This is a genomic window from Novosphingobium nitrogenifigens DSM 19370 (assembly GCF_000192575.1).
Taxonomy (GTDB): Bacteria; Pseudomonadota; Alphaproteobacteria; order Sphingomonadales; family Sphingomonadaceae; genus Novosphingobium; species Novosphingobium nitrogenifigens.
The window spans coordinates 1-17720 of sequence record NZ_GL876926.1 but is presented as its reverse complement, the minus strand read 5'-3'; the positions used below and the strand labels follow the sequence as shown (position 1 = coordinate 17720).

At 60.7% G+C, this 17720-nt stretch carries 26 protein-coding genes; 9 read left to right on the top strand and 17 right to left on the bottom strand.

The window, feature by feature from the left end; all coding sequences use genetic code 11:
- Positions 1-297: 297 nt before the first annotated feature.
- The 3 genes from Y88_RS00495 to Y88_RS00485 all read right to left on the bottom strand — a co-directional run bounded on the left by Y88_RS00495 (position 298) and on the right by Y88_RS00485 (position 2013).
- Positions 298-615, bottom strand: a complete 318-nt coding sequence (locus Y88_RS00495) for a type II toxin-antitoxin system RelE/ParE family toxin (RefSeq protein WP_018075330.1) — start codon at positions 613-615, stop codon at positions 298-300.
- Positions 612-866: an antitoxin gene (locus Y88_RS00490; RefSeq protein ID WP_008065148.1), complete on the bottom strand. Its 255-nt coding sequence runs from the start codon at positions 864-866 to the stop codon at positions 612-614. Before Y88_RS00490 ends, Y88_RS00495 begins: the two co-directional genes overlap by 4 nt.
- Positions 867-1053: 187 nt before the next feature.
- Entirely contained in the window at positions 1054-2013 is a 960-nt protein-coding gene (locus Y88_RS00485) for a DUF2493 domain-containing protein (protein ID WP_008065147.1), read from the bottom strand.
- 560 nt (positions 2014-2573) lie between these two features.
- Here Y88_RS00485 and Y88_RS00480 point away from each other — a divergent pair.
- Positions 2574-3344 carry a HipA family kinase gene (locus Y88_RS00480; RefSeq protein ID WP_018075331.1) on the top strand — a complete coding sequence of 257 codons (771 nt, stop codon included), beginning with the start codon at positions 2574-2576 and terminating at the stop codon, positions 3342-3344.
- A gap of 10 nt (positions 3345-3354) precedes the next feature.
- A complete protein-coding gene (locus Y88_RS00475; protein WP_008065146.1) occupies positions 3355-4167 on the top strand; it encodes a DUF3037 domain-containing protein in 813 nt (270 codons plus the stop codon).
- 63 nt (positions 4168-4230) lie between these two features.
- Here Y88_RS00475 and Y88_RS00470 read toward each other — a convergent pair whose 3' ends face one another.
- The 3 genes from Y88_RS00470 to Y88_RS00460 form a co-directional block, all read right to left on the bottom strand.
- The gene (locus Y88_RS00470; protein WP_008065145.1) at positions 4231-4560 is read right to left on the bottom strand and encodes a hypothetical protein; all 330 of its coding nucleotides are present in this window, start codon (positions 4558-4560) and stop codon (positions 4231-4233) included.
- A 50-nt stretch (positions 4561-4610) separates the two neighbouring features.
- Positions 4611-4940, bottom strand: a complete 330-nt coding sequence (locus Y88_RS00465; RefSeq protein ID WP_008065144.1) for a single-stranded DNA-binding protein — start codon at positions 4938-4940, stop codon at positions 4611-4613.
- A gap of 533 nt (positions 4941-5473) precedes the next feature.
- Positions 5474-5656, bottom strand: coding sequence for a hypothetical protein (locus Y88_RS00460; protein WP_008065143.1), 183 nt, complete (start codon positions 5654-5656; stop codon positions 5474-5476).
- A gap of 184 nt (positions 5657-5840) precedes the next feature.
- Between Y88_RS00460 and Y88_RS00455 the strand changes: the two genes are divergently transcribed.
- The gene (locus Y88_RS00455; protein WP_008065140.1) at positions 5841-6071 is read left to right on the top strand and encodes a helix-turn-helix domain-containing protein; all 231 of its coding nucleotides are present in this window, start codon (positions 5841-5843) and stop codon (positions 6069-6071) included.
- A gap of 64 nt (positions 6072-6135) precedes the next feature.
- Here Y88_RS00455 and Y88_RS00450 read toward each other — a convergent pair whose 3' ends face one another.
- Complete coding sequence (locus Y88_RS00450) at positions 6136-6585, bottom strand: DUF736 domain-containing protein (RefSeq protein WP_008065138.1); 450 nt, start codon at positions 6583-6585, stop codon at positions 6136-6138.
- Positions 6586-6827: 242 nt separating this feature from the next.
- Positions 6828-7208, bottom strand: coding sequence for a DUF736 domain-containing protein (locus Y88_RS00445; RefSeq protein WP_008065136.1), 381 nt, complete (start codon positions 7206-7208; stop codon positions 6828-6830).
- 283 nt (positions 7209-7491) lie between these two features.
- On the opposite strand from Y88_RS00445, the gene Y88_RS00440 reads away from it, so the two are divergent.
- Entirely contained in the window at positions 7492-7965 is a 474-nt protein-coding gene (locus tag Y88_RS00440) for a hypothetical protein (protein WP_018075333.1), read from the top strand.
- Between the two features lie 21 nt (positions 7966-7986).
- Here Y88_RS00440 and Y88_RS00435 read toward each other — a convergent pair whose 3' ends face one another.
- The 6 genes from Y88_RS00435 to Y88_RS00410 all read right to left on the bottom strand — a co-directional run bounded on the left by Y88_RS00435 (position 7987) and on the right by Y88_RS00410 (position 11677).
- A complete protein-coding gene (locus Y88_RS00435) occupies positions 7987-8937 on the bottom strand; it encodes a hypothetical protein (protein WP_008065132.1) in 951 nt (316 codons plus the stop codon).
- An 87-nt stretch (positions 8938-9024) separates the two neighbouring features.
- A complete protein-coding gene (locus tag Y88_RS00430; protein ID WP_232280864.1) occupies positions 9025-9921 on the bottom strand; it encodes a DUF7146 domain-containing protein in 897 nt (298 codons plus the stop codon).
- On the bottom strand, positions 9909-10196 hold the full coding sequence (locus Y88_RS00425) for a hypothetical protein (protein WP_008065128.1): 288 nt from the start codon (positions 10194-10196) through the stop codon (positions 9909-9911). The genes Y88_RS00430 and Y88_RS00425 overlap by 13 nt, the downstream gene beginning before the upstream one ends.
- Entirely contained in the window at positions 10196-10573 is a 378-nt protein-coding gene (locus tag Y88_RS00420) for a DUF3768 domain-containing protein (RefSeq protein ID WP_008065127.1), read from the bottom strand. The genes Y88_RS00425 and Y88_RS00420 overlap by 1 nt, the downstream gene beginning before the upstream one ends.
- Positions 10574-10596: 23 nt before the next feature.
- The gene (locus Y88_RS00415) at positions 10597-10947 is read right to left on the bottom strand and encodes a hypothetical protein (RefSeq protein ID WP_008065126.1); all 351 of its coding nucleotides are present in this window, start codon (positions 10945-10947) and stop codon (positions 10597-10599) included.
- 103 nt (positions 10948-11050) lie between these two features.
- A complete protein-coding gene (locus Y88_RS00410; protein WP_008065125.1) occupies positions 11051-11677 on the bottom strand; it encodes an SOS response-associated peptidase in 627 nt (208 codons plus the stop codon).
- Positions 11678-11755: 78 nt separating this feature from the next.
- Here Y88_RS00410 and Y88_RS00405 point away from each other — a divergent pair, with 78 nt between their 5' ends.
- The 5 genes from Y88_RS00405 to Y88_RS00385 all read left to right on the top strand — a co-directional run bounded on the left by Y88_RS00405 (position 11756) and on the right by Y88_RS00385 (position 16614).
- The gene (locus Y88_RS00405; RefSeq protein ID WP_198133317.1) at positions 11756-13225 is read left to right on the top strand and encodes a Y-family DNA polymerase; all 1470 of its coding nucleotides are present in this window, start codon (positions 11756-11758) and stop codon (positions 13223-13225) included.
- Positions 13222-13473, top strand: coding sequence for a hypothetical protein (locus Y88_RS00400; protein WP_008065121.1), 252 nt, complete (start codon positions 13222-13224; stop codon positions 13471-13473). Before Y88_RS00405 ends, Y88_RS00400 begins: the two co-directional genes overlap by 4 nt.
- Before the next feature lie 71 nt (positions 13474-13544).
- On the top strand, positions 13545-14006 hold the full coding sequence (locus tag Y88_RS00395) for a MucR family transcriptional regulator (protein ID WP_008065120.1): 462 nt from the start codon (positions 13545-13547) through the stop codon (positions 14004-14006).
- A gap of 95 nt (positions 14007-14101) precedes the next feature.
- Positions 14102-15184, top strand: a complete 1083-nt coding sequence (locus Y88_RS00390; protein WP_018075336.1) for a hypothetical protein — start codon at positions 14102-14104, stop codon at positions 15182-15184.
- Entirely contained in the window at positions 15184-16614 is a 1431-nt protein-coding gene (locus tag Y88_RS00385) for a hypothetical protein (protein WP_008065118.1), read from the top strand. The genes Y88_RS00390 and Y88_RS00385 overlap by 1 nt, the downstream gene beginning before the upstream one ends.
- A gap of 46 nt (positions 16615-16660) precedes the next feature.
- Here Y88_RS00385 and Y88_RS00380 read toward each other — a convergent pair whose 3' ends face one another.
- The 3 genes from Y88_RS00380 to Y88_RS00370 form a co-directional block, all read right to left on the bottom strand.
- A complete protein-coding gene (locus Y88_RS00380) occupies positions 16661-17056 on the bottom strand; it encodes a hypothetical protein (RefSeq protein WP_008065117.1) in 396 nt (131 codons plus the stop codon).
- Between the two features lie 23 nt (positions 17057-17079).
- Positions 17080-17499 carry a hypothetical protein gene (locus Y88_RS00375; protein WP_008065116.1) on the bottom strand — a complete coding sequence of 140 codons (420 nt, stop codon included), beginning with the start codon at positions 17497-17499 and terminating at the stop codon, positions 17080-17082.
- Between the two features lie 8 nt (positions 17500-17507).
- Positions 17508-17720 (bottom strand): zincin-like metallopeptidase domain-containing protein (locus tag Y88_RS00370; RefSeq protein ID WP_232280863.1); only part of this gene is annotated, 213 nt, incomplete at its 5' end.

Here is a 17720-nt window from a genome sequence, read left to right as displayed (position 1 = left end):
TTAGGATAAATTTGCAGCGTACTGCATGAATTTGGATGAACAATCGCCATCTTGCACCCTGCTGCAACAGCCGTTGCAAGGATGCAGCAGTGTGCAACGCGATCTAACCATCAGACAATGCTGTTTATTTTTTCAGACGGTCGGCCTTATGTATCTGCGGCCCTCCGCGTTCGGTGTGCTGCCAGTCCCTTCAGGAACAGGGCAATTCAGAATGATCGTAGATGCTTGAGGTTGTCTGCCAATGACCGGGTTCCTGCTCACCGCCCAGTCGCCGACAGGCGCTAGGGGCACGGCGGCTCAGTCCAAAGACAACCGGTCGCCGAGCTGTTGGATAAGATCCATCCGCTCGTGCAGGATGGCGACGATCAGCGGCGGATCATTTCCACGGAGAAGGCAGAAAACATAGTGATGCTCAATGCGGGCCATCCGTAAGCCGGGGTGCATATCGCTCATCTCTCGATGGGAACCCAAGCCTTGGGCGAGACGCGCGATGCCTTGCTCGAGCTTGGCCATGTAGGCGCGGACCTGCGCCTCGCCCCATTGCTGGCGTGTGTAGCGGACGATTGACCTGACATCAGCCTCGGCCGCCGCAGTCAGAACATAGGTGTGGCTCAAGAGGCTTGGCCCGTGCCCAATTCCTGATCAACGATGGCATTGATGCTCAGCGCCGAGGTCTGTCCGGCCAAGCCCTGTTCGATGCGCTCGCCCAGCAGCGCTTGCAATTCACGCCAAGCCTGATCGCCACTGGCATCAGCGGGGAACAGGCGTTCGAGCGCATATTGCTTGATCGTCTTACCTTGAAGGGCAGCCAGTGCCTTCAGGCTCTGGTGCTGTTGGCTGGTAATGTCGATAGTCAGGCGGCTCATGTCGACCTCTTGGCGATTACAACAAACCATCATTACCGCAAATGTGGGTTTGTGGCCAGCTTGGTATTCCACGCCGTTTCCAACACGCGCGCGGTATGAGGTGGGCTTGTCCCACCTCTACGTCCGCGTGCGTCCTGCCATCGGAAAAGAGAAGGAGGACGCCGCAGATGCGGCGCCCTCCAAAGCGTCAGGCAGCGACGCGCTGGTGGCGTTGGGCGAAAGCGTGGTGGGGCACGTTCGCCTCACGCACGCGGCTCAAGAGATTGGACTGGAGGCCCGAGCCTTCGCAGACGATGGCGTGGACCGGTTTAAGGTTCATCAGTTGCTCGTTGCGGACGAAGCCTGCGCGCTTGCCCAGTGCCCGGTTGAGGGTGAAGCGGACGGTCTTGACGCCGCGCGCGGCGGCCCAGGCGTGGGCGATCTGGTCGCAGCCCTTGTGCTGTGCAGTGGTGGCGAGGATCATGTGGGGCACGCGGGCGTGGGTTTCATCGAGGGCCTGCCAGAGGAGTTCGTGGTCGTGCCAGTCGGTGCCGCCGGAGAAGATCACCACCGGGCCGGTGGGCGCGTGGTCTTCGCGGCGCTTGGCAGCGCGGGCAGCGAGGAAGTCGCGGGCGTCGATCTGGCTGGCGGTCAGGCCGGAGGAGACGCGGGTGCCCTTGACCGTCGAGAACGGGCGGCCAGTTTCGACGCGGTAGATCTCGCCGGCGTAGTCGCGCATGGCTTCCATCGCCTCGCGGCAGTCCATCAGCGTCTGGGCGATGCGCTGGGTCTCTTCCAGTTCGACGGCGTAGATTTCGGAAGGGTCAAAGGCGCGGGCCATGTCGCCCAGCTTCCTGGTGGCTTCGTCCTCGCGCTTCTCGATGCGCTGCGAGGTGACGTGGAAGCTGTTGACGATACCCCACACGATGTCCTGGCCGAATTCCTCCATGCGGGTGCCACGGAAGAGATCGAAGACGGTGCCGATGACCATTTCCATCGCCCCGCGCGCAACCTGCGGGTCGGGCATGTCGGTGGCGGCGGGTTCGTCGTGGACGGAGAGTTGCGCCATACTGCCTTGCTCGGTGAAGGCAGTGTCAAAGCCGGGGACTTCGATCTGCTCGCGGTAAAAAGCAGAGAGGGCTTCGAAATTGGCGAATGCTTGCGTCATGGTGACCTCCAGAAGGCTTCTTGTTCGTCATCCTCGTGATGACGGGAGGTCAGAGGGCGAGCAGGACCAGCTTGTCAGGGACGTTGGCCGGGAAGCTGGGAGCGCAGCGGACGGAACCCGGTTGACGCCGCGCCAGCGGGGCGTGGGGGAGCCGATTTTGTGGTGGGCACGCCCGCCGCAAAATTGGGGGCACCGCGCATCCTTGCACAAGCGCCCGGCCAGCTTGCCATGCTAGGACTACGAGAGAGAGATTGTTGGTTTCAGGGGTACGCTACGGTGCCCCAAGCGCCCCGCGCCAGTCGATCGTCACCCGAATGGGCCGAGACCCGCATGGGGCTCGGTGGAGCCCGGAGCCCGTCAGGGTTTTGGGCGGAATAGAGCGCGGTGACCGCCTCGGCGGTCAGGCGTTAGCATCCAATGATAGAGACCAGAACGAAACACCTGCAAAACCGTGGGAAGAATCCCGCATTTTCGCCTAACTGCGTTGACTTCAACGTATAGTCCTTCACCTATGCGCCATGCGATGCGGACAGGACTGGCAGCCTACATTTATAAAACGCGTGATTGCTCAATTTAAGAGCAGCACGGAAGTTGTCCATGTAGCCACCGATGCGGGCAATGGATTTCTCAAGGGCATGGGAAACAGGCAAGGCGACGAATCGCTTGCCTGTGAATTGGTTGGCTCAGAGCTCGCTTCACTGGTGGGCTTATCCGTGCCGCCCTTTGCTATCATCGATTTGCAGGATCTGGAGATCAATACATTGAGTGGCAGGCGACTTGGAATGGGGCCTGCCTTCATTTCAAAAGACCAAGGAATGGTCATTACCGCCGATGCGGAAGGCAGTTGCTTGGGCCGGCTTCGTAGACGAAGCGACCTTTCTTTGCTGATCGCTTTTGACACCTGGGTCCGTAATCCGGATCGGTGCCCACCGCCTGATCACGCTGAGCAACTCCCCAATCGCGACAATCTCATGTTTCGCAAAAGCAGGGGCTGGTATGAGCTTATGGCTTTCGATCATACCCACTGCTTCATGGTGGCCGAGCTCGAAACCGACCTGCAGGGGGACCACTTTGTCGATGACTCCGGGGTGTATGGTGCATTTCCAGAGTTTCGGCCCTATATTGACGAGGCGAGCTTGCGCGCAGCCTGCGCGACCATTGCCAGCATTGACGAAGCACAGGTGTTGGAGATAATCGCGGCCGTCCCGCATCCGTGGGGTCCGACCCAGGCGGTTCGCGAACGATGGGCACAACAAATTATTAACCGCGCTGCGCGAGTGGAAGAATATGTTATCTCAGCGCTCGTCCCTCAGGGGCAGCTGGGTGTTTAGGAGGCCGGACATGTCAAAATATCAAGGGAAATACGCCCTTGTGCAATATTGTCCGGTCCCGGAGCGGCTGGAGTTCGTCAACATTGGCTTGCTGCTGATGGTGCCGGAGTTGCCTTTTTTCGACGTTCGGTTTGCTAATGGTCAGTCGCGCGTCGAGCGGCTTTTTGGTAAGCAATCCAAGCCCCATCTCGATTCTCTGAAGGCCTCGTTCCGGTCGCGCCTGCTTGAGCAATTCAGCCAAGATCGCGATGGCTCTGGCTTTGAGGAATTCGCTGCGCGTCGCGCCAACGAAATCCGCCTTTCGCCGCTCCAGTCGGTTCTGGTTACGGATGCAGCGGAGGATTTCGACGAGCTGTTCAATGCGCTGGTTGGCGATCAGGATCCGGTTCGTCGCGAGCCACAGATCAGGAGGAAGCTGCGAGAAGCTTTCATCCGGCATGGCGTTGATAATTTGCTCGAAAAGCCTGCAGAGATTGCGCTGCCGGAATACGACCTCTCGATCAACGTGCCATATGGCTATCAGAACGGGTGCTATAACCTCATCGACGGTATGCGCTTGCCAGCGCAGACGATGGACGGCCTCAAAGAGGCCGGCAAGCGTGCGATGGAAGGCAGCATGATCTGGAAGCATTTTGCAGACGGACCACGTAAAAAGTTGGTTGTCGTCGGCGATTTCTCCCAGCAGTCGAATGGCTTTTATCACGCTGTCCAGGAGCAGTTCGATCAAGCCAATGTCGGGCTCTATCGCCTCGACGATATGGGGCCTTTGTATGAAGACATTCAGCTTCAGGCCACTGTTCATGGCTGCCATTCCTTGAGTTGATTCAAGAAACAGATTGATCATCGCTCACATCAAAGGGGTGCCGCTTGCGGCACCCCTATCGGTTTAATGCACCGCCACCACATCGATGAGTAGACCGTCGAGGCTATCGATGCCGCGCTCGCTGGCGATCAGGCTCCAGGCGGCAACCAGTTCCTCGAAATATTCAGCATCGACCAGCGTCTCGGCGCTGGCTTCGCCAAGCTGGCTTTGCTCCCAGGCAAGGGCGTGGGCGGCGTCGGTTGAAGAGGCGATGGAATTGCCGAGATGGGCGGCGATTTCGTAATCGCTCATCGCAGCGGCTTGGGCACGGATACGGGCGACCATGGCGGGGTTGGTGACGGTGATGCCGCAGGGGACGCAGGCGAATTCATCGAAGGCCGAGGTGTAAAACATGGGCTTGCTCCCGAAAGAGAAAGGGCGGCCCGTGGGGCCGCCCGTCTCGGTCAAATGAACTCGATCTCGTCAGCGACGATCTCGGTGTTGTAGTAGGTCCGCCCGTCCTTCTCGTTGCGGGTGTAGCGGATCTCGCCAGTGACGATCAGCTTGTCGCCCTTCTTCTTGTGGTTGGCGATCGACTTGCCGAGGCCGTTGAAGGCCTTGATGGTGTGGAACTGGTCGTAGGTTTCGGCGTAGCCATCATCGCCCTTGACGACCTGGCCGTCCTTGATGACCGGCCTGCTGGTGACGAGGGTGAAGCTGACTCCGCCCTTGCTGTCGGTGCCGAAGCGGCTGATGTCGGAGGTGATGCGGCCGGACAGGAAAACCTTGTTCATGGGAAGTCTCCAGATCTTACCGGCGAGCCTTTCCCGCCGGGATGAACTAAAGCGCAGCCCGCGATTGAGGGGCCGCCGCACCGGAGCGCAGCGTAGGGGAACCTCCATTTTTCGAGTGGTGCGGGCCTGAGCGCAGCGAAGAACTCGGTCGACAAATGGGGGTTGCGACGGTCCCGCGCGGGCGTAGTGTTCATCCCTTCTCTGGCGGGATGGCTTGCCGGTCAGATTGCCCGGAGATGTGTGACCAAGGTTGTGCTTTGCTGTCGGGCTGCCCCGAAATCAGGTGCCGTGCTTGGCACTGCCAAGAGCCTGCTTGCCCGCACTTGCCCCTGTGCCGCCGCTCCGTGGTCGCCAGGCAAGAGGTCTTGAGCATGGCTTGGCCCCCGACCCACAGTATTGCACCCAAGGCCTCGCCCGACCGGAAAGCGTTCGCCCGCTACAGTATCGGGCGACTGGCTGTCATCGGCGATGCTGCACCCATTCGAGACGGAACGGGCGCGCCACAACAGCCGTGCAAGCTGTGTTTTGATAGATCAGGCCTGAGCGGCGGCCTGCGGGTTGAGCGGGTTTTCGGGATCAAGGCATTGCAGCGCATGATCGATATGCATGGCTGCAAGCAGATCCCCAGCGTCAGAGAGCCGGCACTTTATCTCGGACAGCGAGGCATTAATCGCCTGATAGTCGGCTTGCGTGAGCGGAATGCGGTGATCGTTCATGATAGGAGGCCTTTGGCAGGGCAGTTCTGACAAGTGCAGATTAGCAGACTAGCGTTACAACGCTCGGGAAGCCGAGGTTTAACACAGATTGGCCGCATGAAGGGGCGGACGGGATCGTTCTGCAAGATCATTTACATATTATAGTTGATAAACTCAAAGTATGTAAATCGCGATCCTGCTGCGCATGGACATGCGTAAACTGGTTGGCCGGAATTTCGCGCGCCTGCGTCGGGATCGGGGCCTGACTCAGGAGCAGGTCGCGGAGCGTTCTGGCTTCAGCCAGCAATATCTCAGCAATTTGGAGCGTGGATGGCGCAATCCGACCGTCATCACGCTTTACGAGCTGTCGCTGGCGCTGGGCGTCAGCCATGTCGATTTGGTCCGCCCCGACCTCGAAGATCCCATCGAGCATTGAACGAAAATAGGCGACCCGTCGCGAGACGGGCCGCCCATAGGAACAAGCATTCTGGAGGTTGGGATCAGGCCGCCTTGGCGAGGCCCGGTTCGAGATCGCCAAAGGGCGAGGCATCGCGGCGAGCATCATCGCCAGCACCAAAGCCATCGTTGGCCGCGCCCATCACGGTCGTATCGGCGAAGCCTGCCTCGGCCCGACGGCGCGGTCGCGACCAGGCGATGTTGAGCGCGCCATCGGCCTGCGCGAACAGCGCGATCGACAGCGGAGCCTCGAAGCTGGGATCGTCGATCTGGCCCTGAAGGAAGGTGCTACCGCCATTGTTCGCCGTCTTCTCCCACAGGCCACCAACGGGGATGAACTGGCCATTCTTGGCGCGGACCATCACATCATACTTGGGGGCGGCGGCATTGCTGGAATTGACCGGGCGCAGGCCCACCACGAGGTCGAGCGTGGCGGTCTGGATCTTGCCCATGTAAACGCCAGCGCCGTTGAGCTTCAGTTCACCGATATTCATGGCCGTATTCTCCTCTGGCCCGACACCCTCTTGCGTCCTGGGTGCCGAAGGTTGGTTCGCGTCTTTGGCCCCTTGGCCCCAGACACCCATCCTCGATCCCCTCAACTCTTCCCCGCCCGGTGGCCGCCCAGCGCCGCGCCGCCGGAGACGAGCAAGGCCAGCGTCCCGGCATGTCGCCAAGCGCCGCAGGCAGGAAAATGATGCCCCGAGCGAACATCACCCGAGGCATCGCGAGCAAACCGTCAGGCCGCGTCCATATAATTAGGATTGTCGTTGGCCGAGGCCGCCACACGAAAGCCGGAGCGGCGCTGGGGGCGCAGCCACGCGACGTTGTAGCTGCCGTCGCTCTGGCGAAAGGCGCTGATCGCCAGAGGACGCGTCATCGAGGGATCATCGATGCGGCCTTGGAGGAAGCATTCGCCGGTCGTCTTCGAGGTCTGCTCCCACAGCGCGCCAACCTGGACGGCGGCACCGGCGGGGCTTAGCGTGCAGATCTCATAGCGTGGGGCATTGGGATGGTTCGAGCTCACGCCGCGCAGGGCGAAACTCATGGCGACGGTCAGCGTGGCGATACTGCCGGTCAGCGCGCCGCGGTCGTTGGCGCGAATGGTGCCGATGTTCATGGGGGCTTCCTTTGGCAAAGGCCCCGACTTGCGTTCCAGGGGCCGCAGGGTGGGATGTGTCTCTGGGCGCCTGCGCCCATGACACTTACCTTCCACCCGCTTGCCTTTTCTACATTTTGCATCACCAAAGAATTGAAGTACCTTAACTTCGATTCTCATTGGGAGATATAAAGGGTCGGGAATTTGGCCATTTGAACTGCGTTTGAAGGCCTGTTACAGAACTGATTGAATTTGAAATGCTTTTTCCGATCTCTTTAGTGGCCAGGGCTAAGGTGCCTGATCGATGACCAAGCTTGATTATTCCAAAGGCTACACTTTCGACCCCGCCCGAACGCAGCGATATGGTGACGTCCTTGCTCCCGATCCTGTCGTGATGAAGGTGCTGCCCAACAAGCGTAAAAAGAAGAAGCACAAAGCAAAGCCCGTTCAGGCACAGAAGGTCGCGCCGAAGCGACAGGCACCGGTGAAGCAGGTCATCGCGAAGCCCAAAAAAGTCAAACCTGCAAAAGTCGCGCCGGTGAAGCCCGCACGCACGCCGGAACAGGCGCAGGCGGAGGCCGAAGCAAAAGCAACTGCCAAGGAGGCACATCGTCACCGATGCCTCGCCAAAGCACGGCGCCGAGAGGCAGAGATAGCCGCGAAAAAGAAATCACATTTGCGTGCATGGGCGGACAGCCAAACCGAACTCAACAGCGATCGCGAAGAACTTCGCCGTCGCTGGCGGGCTGCCTTGCTCAGTACGCCACCATCCCTCTAAGTTCTATTTGTCGATTTGTAATTAATTTTCGATACCTGCGTGGTAATAGGGTGTGTGCAGGCCACAGATGTTCTCCGGTGACCAACGCAGATGCCCGCCAGACAGAAAGCGCCCATCCTCCGGATTCACCGTCACCGGCCCGTTGGCCAGCACGTCGAAGAAGGTGCCGTTGATCGGATCCATCGTCGCCACCCAGCATTTCTCGAAAGTGACAGGGCGGCTGAGGTCGAGCGCGATCAGGTCCGGGATCGGCACTATCGCGTAGAGGCAGAAGAGGAATGAGGTGGAGCAGGCATTGTCGATGATTTCGGCAAGCTGCTCGTGGCTGATGATCGGCGCGCGCCGCCGCCGCGTATGTCGTGGCAGGGCACGGTCGGCCGGATGGCGGTTGCCACAGGCTTTTCGGAACTCCCCGATGGTGTAGCCGAGGTTGTTAAGCGCGAATTGCAGATTGGCGGTGATGGCAAGTTCGCTGGCCTGAGGCCAAGGACGATGCGAGAAGACCAGCGCATCATCGAGCCAGCGCTCGGCACTGAAGCGGAACAGCAATTCGCAACGGTCATAGCTGGCGAAGAGATCGGCCACGCTGCTGTCGTCGCGCTCGGCGGCACAATCCTCCCAAGCGTAGCGAATGGCGTCGATGGCCTCGCTGTCTTCGTCGAGGTCTGCCTCATGCAAGCACGAGCGCAATTGCGGCGCCACCTCGTGATACCAGGTCTGGTAAGGCTCGGCGGGCGGGAATTCGGCCTCCATGGCATCCTCGATAGCATTGCCGTCATAGCGGGCGTCGATGATCCGCGCGGCCAAGGCGTTGAGGCTTTTGAGCGACCAGCAATCGGAGCGGTCCCGCCAGTAACGGGTATGCGGGAAATTGTCAGCCAGTGCTCCGACCCAGCTTTCACCAGCGGCGCTGGCCAGAAAGGCTGGATCGGCAAGAGCATTGGGCGCGGGTAGAGTGGGAACGGTGAACATGGGTTTTGAGCTTCCTTTCGGGTTCACCCGCCCATCGCCCTCTCAGCTTTGCGACCTGTGGCATCGCCCACATGTCCACATGTGGACCTATGACGCCGTGGACATGTGAACAGGTGGACGTGTCATCTCCGCCCAGTCGTTGAAACCAGCGGGGCAGCGCTCAAAGCTCAAAGGCTGATCGGGCGATTGCCATGCAGCGATGGCAGCCCTTGCGGCCTGTATTCCCTCATGGTCGTTGTCAGGCAGGAGGATCACCTGCTGGCTGCCGGAACCAACCGCGAAGCCAGCAAAGTTGCGCAGTCCAAAGCAGGTTCCGGCATCGCGCCCGGTGAGTTGGCGATAGGCGCAGGCTGTCTCAAAGCCCTCCGCAATCCGCATGGTGTCGCCCGCGAAGCTGGCGGGCCAGGTTCCACCGCGCGAATTGCCCAGCATCATACGATGTGTGCGCTGGCCGGTTACGGGGTCCAAAAACAGGCGCTGGATAGCAATGACGCGCTGCGCTCGAAAGACGCCGACCAGCAAGGCTGGCAGGCGTCTGGGCGATGGGCCGGGCCCCATCGGGCACGCTGGATGGAACCGTACATCGGGCGGCATCACGGTGATGCCCCGGATCTCGCGTAAATAGCGGTGCGCCAGCGTTCCCGTGATCGCTACCCCTTCGGACCAGAGCCGCTGAAAGGGCGCGGTCCGATCATTGGCTGGCACAGGCAAAGCGCGCTGGCTGCCGACCGGATGCCCCAAGACGTGCCGGATGGCCCGCATGACATCTCCGCCATCGCATCCGGCAAAGCAATGGACGAGGATCGAATGCTGCCCTTGTCGGATCGACAGGCTGGGCGTGCGATCCTCATGCGCCGGACACGGCACCAGCGCATAGCGGCCATTCCAATGTCCGCCGAGGCGGGCAACGATGGCCAGCGTCTCGGCGGTGGGTTGAAAGCGCATTCTGACAAGCTCCTGAAAGGATGGGGTCAGCCACGGCAATGGCGGCAGCCAGAGCCGTCGCAACAATCAGCCCAGGCGCTGATGTGGAGGGTCCAGCCGTCCTTGAAGCGCGCGGATACGCCCGTGGCATATTCCAGCGTGCTGGCATCATGGTCGAGTTCGAAGCACCAGTCTTCCTCAAGCCTTTCCCAGACCTCGTAAATATGGGCGAGGTTGCAGTTGAAGTTGGGAAAGGAATGGCGCGCGAGGTCGGCGATGGTGACCTCGGCGCCGAACCTTTCGTGGGCGCGGTCGACGACAAGCTGCCCGCACATCAGTAATCCTCGGGCAGCAGGATGGTCATCACCCGCGTGGTGATCGAGGCATCGGCAGGATCCTCCGAGCCGAATTCCATCGCCGCGTCGTAATAATCGATCTTCATCCACACTTTGCGGCCGAGAAACTCGATCGCGGCAAAGTCCCGCTCGGGGCTGTCTTCCGAGAAGGTGCAATGGCGAAAGGCCGCCATAAGGCGGGCTTGCAGCACGATGGTTTCCTCGGGCGCGCCCTCGCTCTCGGCCAGGCGCTCGAGGCAATTGCGGGTGATGACGATGCGAGCGCTGCGGTCGAGGCCAAGGCGAGTGCGATCATTGAGCCGGGCAATCTGTTCCAGGCGCGCGTCTGCGCCCGCCGACGTGGCGGTGGTCAGCATGATGGTTCTCCGGTGGGTGGGCGTCAGGCGGTGGGCGCAATGAGCGCGGACAGCGCGGGATCGATAGTGAAGCCGAGCGCTTGGGCCAGCGCGATGGCAGCCTCGATGTCGGCGGTGGTCAGGTTGAAAGCGGCGGCGAAGTCGCCCAGCGTTTCATGCGCCTTGGGTTGAACGCCATGGAGCTTGCCCGCCGCTTGCGTGACGGCGAAGGGCCAGCAATGGGCCACGCCGACAACACCCTCCGGCAAGATCAGCAGCGTGTCGCCGCTGGCGATCCGATCATCGGTCTGTGTTGCGTCATAGGCATTCCCTGTGCTGGCAAAGCCGTGAATGCGCCGGGCTGTGAAGGCGAAGCGTTCGCTGTCGGTGAGCATGAGGCGTAACCTTTCGGGCGAGCGGAATTGCTCGCACCGCCGCCTCCACCTCCACTCTTCGCCACATGGGGGAGTGTCGATCGATGCCCGAAGGCGCAATGCTTCACTCGAACGGCAGCATCCCCATCAGGCCGCGCCCGGCCCACCGCGTCGCGGTCTGCTCAACGGCCAGTTCATCCTCCCAGGTCCGGCAAAGCCCAAAGGCTTCCCGTGGTGAGCCTTCGATCCATGTTTTCCAGTGATCCTGACGAAGGATCACCGGCATACGATCATGAACCTCGCATATCTGGGGCGAGCTTTCGACCATGACCATGCTGTAGGCATCGCCCCATTCCTCGGTAGCCCGCCATAGACCGGCCACCGCGAATGGCTCACCGCTCGGGATGGAATACCAAGTCCGGGTCATTTGCCCCGCTTCACCTTCCGGTTCGGCCCAGGCCGAGACCGGGATCAGGCAGCGGCGGCTTTCAAAACTGGCCCGCCAGAAGGCAGTGCTCAGCTTGTCGTCGCGGGCGTTGGTGACGGGCTTGTGCTTGAGTTTCTGACCGTTGCGGCCGGTCATGACGAGCGGGAAGCCCCAGTTCATCACCTTCAGGCGCCGCCCCGCCATCACCAGCCCAGGATAACCGGGATAGACTTCTTCGCTATAATTGGCGCCTTGGGTGGCTTCGACACCAAACAAGTGGGCAATGTCAGCGGCAGGTTTATTCAGACGATAAAGGTTGCACATGGGATCTTGCCTCACGTGATGCGGCATGACTGTCAACCTGCGTTGGCCTGAATACGGTTTTTCAGCGCCATGCGTTGCATGGATGGCAATCGGCAGCATCTTTTCCGCACTTGCGAAATTCATGTTGCAATGCGATATAAAACTCGCCTTTCAGGCATCCTCTCCCAAACTTTCCAAAGGCCAGCCTTCGGGCTGGCCATTTTTTTGCCCGATGGTCTGGGCCACCTCGGGCGCGGCCCTATTGCCTACATGTTCACATTATGTTCTCATTTGCGGCTCACCCGATTCGGGCTGGAGCCCATGCGAAAACCAACGACGATTGAACACCTTTACCTTGATTTTGATGGATTCTTCGCATCCGTCGAGCAATTGCGCGACCCTCATCTGCGGGGGCGGCCGGTTGGCGTGATCCCCTATGCCGGTGGGGGACGCACCTGCATCATTGCATGTTCGCGTGAGGCCAAGGCGCGCGGCGTGAAAAACATCATGATGGTCGATGAGGCGCGGCGACTATGCCGCGACATCGTTCTCGTACCGCAAAAACCGGACCTCTATCGCAGAGCGCACAATGCCCTGATCTCGGAAATCGGGTCGGTGATCCCGGTGGATCAGGTGAAATCGATCGACGAGGTTTCGTGCTGGCTCGACGAGACCCAGCGGAGCGAACCCACTGATCTGGCCCAGCGGATCAAGAACACGATCCGCTATAACATCGGCGCTACGCTGACCTGCTCGATCGGCTTTGCCGCCAACCGGCATCTGGCCAAGATCGCCAGCGACACGAAGAAGCCCGATGGCCTGACGATCTGGTATCCTGAGGACGTTCCGGCCCAGCTTGCCCGGCTCAAGCTGGAGGACATTCCTGGCATCGGGCGATCAATGGTCAAGCGACTTGCCGCGGCCCGCGTTGGGGATGTGCCAGGCTTGCTGGCCCTACAGCCCAAGCAGATGCGGGCGATCTGGCGCAACGTGACGGGGGAACGACTGTGGTATGCGCTCCATGGCTATGCCGTGGAGGCGCCTGAGACGGAGCGGAATATGTTCGGCCATGCCCGTGTGCTGCCGCCCGACCAGCGCAGTCTGGATGATGCCCGCGCCATTACCCGCCTGCTGCTGGTGAAGGCCGCGCGGCGAATGCGGCGATCCAATTTCTATGCCTCGGCGCTCTATCTCTGGGTCAAGGGCTTCGAACGCGGCTGGGGGAACGTCGCCCCCTTGGGCGAGGTTCAAGACGACATGGCCATTCTCGCCGCGCTCAACGAGTTGTGGGAACGCGTGACGGCGGTGATCCCGCCCATGACCAAGATCATGCGGGTGAGCGTGACGCTGGGCGAATTGACGCTCGATACGGCGCGACAGCCCGATCTGTTCGCCAATGACGACAAGGAGCGGCAGCGCTGCGAAGCGTTGAGCCGGACAATGGATGGTCTCAATTCCCGCTTCGGCCAGACGGTGGTGAGCGTTGGTCCTTGGGCACCGCCTGCCGGTGGCAATGTCGGATCGAAGATCAGCTACACGCGCATTCCAGAAGCGGAGGACAACTGGTGAGTTGGCTCGATGCCATCCAGTTGCGCGACCTCGATGCCGGCGCGCGGCTTGAGCTCACTTGTCGCAACTGCGGCAAGGTGCGCTTCGTGACTCCAGCGCAATTGCTGGCGCTCGGCGATTTCGGGCACCTGTGGTTGTCGGAAGTGCAGGCCCGTGCCCGATGCAAGCAACGTGGCTGCAAAGGCGCGATGCGCCTCGCGCTGCCCCATCGCGGCGAAACGAAGGGATTTGTTGGGGGTATTGCCTGATTGCCCCCTCGTGACTGGGAAATATTACGCTATGCATGTGCCGTCACCGAACGGATGAGGACGTTATTTCCATGGCCGATGAAACGCTGCTGACGCTGGCTGCCGATATTGTTTCCGCCCATGTCAGCCACAACGCCGTTGCCGCTGACCAACTTCCCGTGCTGATCCAGTCGGTCTATGCCTCGCTTGCGGGCTTGGGCCAGGCTCCCGCGCCGGTGGAAGAGAAGCGCGAGCCTGCCGTCTCGGTGCGCTCATCGGTCAAGGCCGATGCGATCGCGTGCCTCGAATGCGGGGCCAAGATGAAGATGCTCAAGCGGCATCTCTCGACCGACCATGGAATCAGCCCCGCCGAATATCGCACCCGTTGGAGCCTGCCCGCCGACTATCCCATGGTCGCGCCGGACTATGCCGCCAAGCGCAAGGAACTGGCGGTGAAGATCGGTCTCGGTCGCAAGCCGAAGGCGGTGGTCGAAGCAGAACCGGCTCCGAAGCCCAAGGCGGCGCGACGGAAGAAGCAGGCAGCGCCTGCGTAAGGCCGCATCAGGAAGATATTCCGAACCGATAGCTTGACGAAATTTTCGGGTGAGCTTTCGGCTTGTTCGGAAATGTGGGTCGGAGAAGAGCTAGCGTGAGCGATACCCCAGAACAGCGTGACAGGACGTTGGTCAGCCACGACGGCCGCATCCTCCTGATGAGCTGTAAGCAATTCGTCGACGAGATCGTAATGGGCGATGCCTGCTTCGTTTGTGGCGTCTCACCGAGGGACAAGCCGTTCAATGACGAGCACATCATCCCCCGATGGGTCCTCAGACGGTTTGGCCTGTTCGACAAACAGATCACCTTACCCACCGGCGAACGTCGCCATTACCGGGGCTACCGGGTCCCCTGTTGCGTGGCCTGCAATAGCTTGCTTGGCGATAAAGTGGAGACGCCGATCTCCCAACTGCTGGACGGCGACTATCAAGCGGTGATGCGTCGCCTAGATGAGCCAACGCTTCGATTGCTCTTCATCTGGCTGGCCCTGCTGTTCTTCAAGATCCACCTTAAGGACCGTTCCGTCAGGCTGCACAAAGACCCCCGGATTGGGCCTGAGGTGGTCGGTGACGCCTATGACTGGGGTGATATGCACCATCTCCATGCCATCGTTCGTTCGCCGTACACCAAAGCCAGCCTGTTGCCAGGCGTGATCGGCTCGCTGCGGATTTATGAGATCACCGGTGAACTCACGCAAGACGCTTGGGATTATCTAGACTTCAGCTACGACCAGACGATGGTCGTTCGGGTCGGGAGAGTCGGCATCGTGGCCACGTTGAACGACTCAACAGCCGGCGAAAGCGCCTGGTCGGATCGCCTGGACGTCATCGACGGGCCCATCTCGGAGCTACAACTGCGGGAGATTGGAGCGATGTTTGCCTTGGCCAACCGGGATCTGATTGATCGTCCGGTCTTCTCAACCCTCATCTACGACAAAGCATTCGCGATGATCACCTGCCAGCGGCCACCGCTAAAGCTCAAGGACTTCGCCCCCGAGGCCTTTGGGGAGGTCTTGTTGTTTGCGGTCCGAAACTACGTCGAGGCTAGAGCCATCACGGTGGACAACTCGCGGGACCCGGAGAAGGTTGCAGCGGCTATCGCCACCGGATACGTGCGCTTCCTGACGTTCAATGGAGAATTCATCCGACCTAAGATTTTCCGAGAGGGTGCGAGCTGATGAGCGACCTGACGGAGGAATGCCTCCGCATCTTGAACAAGGGTCTCTTCGAGATCACCGATCCGGGCCCCCTCCATCAGCCGATCAGTAGTTTTTCAATCCGACGGGACGATAAACTGCGCCTCATTTTGGAGACTGAGGCCCCCCCCAATGCGACGGCGGCGGCAGTCAATCAGCCGCCAGGCACGGTTCGCATGACTACCGAGCGAGCGCTACTCCGCAGCGTAGGCGGCCTCGAAGGGGAATTCTTCGGGATTGTTCCCTACAGCCAGTACCGCCAGGCCAAGGGCGCGACTGAGCAGCCCCTCAAGGAATTGACCCAGGTTCATATCGCCAAGACCAACAACCCTTCCGGGGCGCCCGCAGCATACGTCATCGACTGGCTCGAAAACCTGCCCAAAAGCCCATACACTTGGCCTGCAGCCTCCGAAGTTGTCACCAGAACCATCACAACTCGGAGAATTTGGCTCAACGACGGTATCTCCATCGCCAAAGATAACGACCGATTCGACACCTCGTGGAACACAGCCAAGGTGACGGTGGATGGGGTAACCTTTTACGTTTGCGCGCTCGACGGAGAAGGCCGGCCAGGCGCGAGAAAGCCGGGGTGCATCGTGTACGATGGCACCCCCGATGACGAGTTCCGAAAGAAAATCCGCACGGGCCTCTCATTCGCTATGGGCGTTTATTTGGTCGATCTCGGAACAAGCCATTACGACGCTGAATGGAACGTCGTGTCTACATTAGCGCGAAGCGCCTACAGCCTTCGCGGCCATGCCTTCGACATTGAAACACTCCAGCTCGCGCCGCTCGGCGACCGCTTTCTGAACGAGCTAGGTGCCCCGCAGCTGACAAGGGCGATCCAGGCGTTTGTGACAGCGTTCGACGTCCTTGACCTTGCAAACCTGCACTGGGCCTTCTGGCATGCTTGCGTCGCTACCCCGCACATGGCGCCCGCGCACTTTGGCGCGACCATCGAGGGCCTGCAGAGCGCCTACACCAAAGCCAACCCTGGAAAGGTGCGTGAAGGCTGGGCTACACCAGACGAATGGAAGAAGCTTAAGGTGGCGCTCAGCGGCATCATTGCGGACGCCGACGTCTCCATTGAGGCGAAACATGCCCTCCAAGGCAACCTGCATACCTTTAATGGCATTAATCAGCGTCAGCGGCTGAAGAACGTCATGGCTGCCCTGAATCTCGAACTGGGCAAAGACGAAGATGCAGCTTGGCGCCGACGGAACATGGCCGCGCACGGCACGCCCATCCCTCTGGGGCAGGAGGTGGCGGCGATCCGCGACATGAAGCTGTTGAGAGGGGTGTTCCAGCGCCTACTGCTGCGAATCACCGGCGCGGCAGACCAGTACATCGACTATACCTCGCCCAACTACGAGTACCGACTTCTGTGCCAGGCTCCGCCGAAGATCGGCTAGGCGTTGGTGAATTTGCGGTGGAAGTCGATGTTCGCCCTCCGCCGAGTCAGGGATCTGCCGTTAAGCGCACGATGGAATTAAAGCGCTTCGCCTTGAAACACTCCAGCAACGCCCGCAGGGCTTCTTGCTGCTGAAGCAGAGCATCAAGGCAATCCGGAGCGCTATCGACGAAAGCCTCATGGTCGGGGTCGCTCATGTCGAGCACCCGAGAGACGGCTTGCAAGATCTGGAGCATCGCAGGCGCACGCGCCATGAGGCGCAGATTGGCCAGCGCCTCGTCATAACGGCGGGCTCCGGCCTGCCTGACCGTGCCGATGCAGGTGTAGCTGCCGGACACTGGATCAATTGCCGTGATCTCCGCAACCCAGTGGAACGGCCAGTCGGCGGTGGTGCGGCAAAGGCTGCCTTCGAGCCATTCGCCAGAGGTAGGCAATCGGGTCATAGGAATCTCCTGAAATCGAACGATCAGGCGGCTTTGAGCCAAGGCTGATCGACAGGCAGATGGATTGGGGCAAAGTCGAGGCGGCAGGCAGTGGCCTCGAAAGTCGGCGCGGTGCTGGAGAGCCAGTGACGAGCCGGGCCAGAGACATCGCTCCATTCGCAGCGGATGCGATAGTCACGGTCGATCCGCTCGCAGATCCAGACGGCAGCTTGCCCATCGAGGCAAGTCAGGCCGATGTCGGCATAAGGGTTGCGCAGTAGGACCCGATGTTCAAACCCACGCCAGCGATGGATGGGATCGAAGGAGCGCATGTCTTGCCGCATTCCGCTGCGGATCGCTGCCACCAGATCGAGATAGGCGGGAAGCCAGTCGGCGGGCGGAATGCCAGATATGGCGCGGCAGGCGGCCTTTGCGCCTTCCGGCCAGAATGGGGCGACAGCCAAGCCGCGCCTCATGCTGCCAGCGGCAGTGGCGTCACCGCTGCCTTGTGCGCCGCGTGGATCCAGTCTGTGGCCGCCTGCGCCTGCGCGGCAGCGTTGAAGATCGCCTTGGGATCGTGGCGCAAAGCCCCCAGCCAACTCGCAAGGTAGGCGGCATGGTCGGGCCGCGGCGTGTAGGCGAGACCCAGATCGGCCATCAGGTAGCTTGCGCCCAACTCGGCCAC

Bases quoted from the DNA above. Each gene is read 5' to 3' on its own strand.
- Y88_RS00490 (WP_008065148.1), bottom strand. From the start codon at position 866: ATGAGCCGCCTGACTATCGACATTACCAGCCAACAGCACCAGAGCCTG.
- Y88_RS00485 (WP_008065147.1), bottom strand. From the start codon at position 2,013: ATGACGCAAGCATTCGCCAATTTCGAAGCCCTCTCTGCTTTTTACCGC.
- Y88_RS00475 (WP_008065146.1), top strand. From the start codon at position 3,355: ATGTCAAAATATCAAGGGAAATACGCCCTTGTGCAATATTGTCCGGTC.
- Y88_RS00470 (WP_008065145.1), bottom strand. From the start codon at position 4,560: ATGTTTTACACCTCGGCCTTCGATGAATTCGCCTGCGTCCCCTGCGGC.
- Y88_RS00465 (WP_008065144.1), bottom strand. From the start codon at position 4,940: ATGAACAAGGTTTTCCTGTCCGGCCGCATCACCTCCGACATCAGCCGC.
- Y88_RS00460 (WP_008065143.1), bottom strand. From the start codon at position 5,656: ATGAACGATCACCGCATTCCGCTCACGCAAGCCGACTATCAGGCGATT.
- Y88_RS00455 (WP_008065140.1), top strand. From the start codon at position 5,841: ATGGACATGCGTAAACTGGTTGGCCGGAATTTCGCGCGCCTGCGTCGG.
- Y88_RS00450 (WP_008065138.1), bottom strand. From the start codon at position 6,585: ATGAATATCGGTGAACTGAAGCTCAACGGCGCTGGCGTTTACATGGGC.
- Y88_RS00445 (WP_008065136.1), bottom strand. From the start codon at position 7,208: ATGAACATCGGCACCATTCGCGCCAACGACCGCGGCGCGCTGACCGGC.
- Y88_RS00440 (WP_018075333.1), top strand. From the start codon at position 7,492: ATGACCAAGCTTGATTATTCCAAAGGCTACACTTTCGACCCCGCCCGA.
- Y88_RS00435 (WP_008065132.1), bottom strand. From the start codon at position 8,937: ATGTTCACCGTTCCCACTCTACCCGCGCCCAATGCTCTTGCCGATCCA.
- Y88_RS00425 (WP_008065128.1), bottom strand. From the start codon at position 10,196: ATGTGCGGGCAGCTTGTCGTCGACCGCGCCCACGAAAGGTTCGGCGCC.
- Y88_RS00420 (WP_008065127.1), bottom strand. From the start codon at position 10,573: ATGCTGACCACCGCCACGTCGGCGGGCGCAGACGCGCGCCTGGAACAG.
- Y88_RS00415 (WP_008065126.1), bottom strand. From the start codon at position 10,947: ATGCTCACCGACAGCGAACGCTTCGCCTTCACAGCCCGGCGCATTCAC.
- Y88_RS00410 (WP_008065125.1), bottom strand. From the start codon at position 11,677: ATGTGCAACCTTTATCGTCTGAATAAACCTGCCGCTGACATTGCCCAC.
- Y88_RS00405 (WP_198133317.1), top strand. From the start codon at position 11,756: ATGGATGGCAATCGGCAGCATCTTTTCCGCACTTGCGAAATTCATGTT.
- Y88_RS00395 (WP_008065120.1), top strand. From the start codon at position 13,545: ATGGCCGATGAAACGCTGCTGACGCTGGCTGCCGATATTGTTTCCGCC.
- Y88_RS00385 (WP_008065118.1), top strand. From the start codon at position 15,184: ATGAGCGACCTGACGGAGGAATGCCTCCGCATCTTGAACAAGGGTCTC.
- Y88_RS00380 (WP_008065117.1), bottom strand. From the start codon at position 17,056: ATGACCCGATTGCCTACCTCTGGCGAATGGCTCGAAGGCAGCCTTTGC.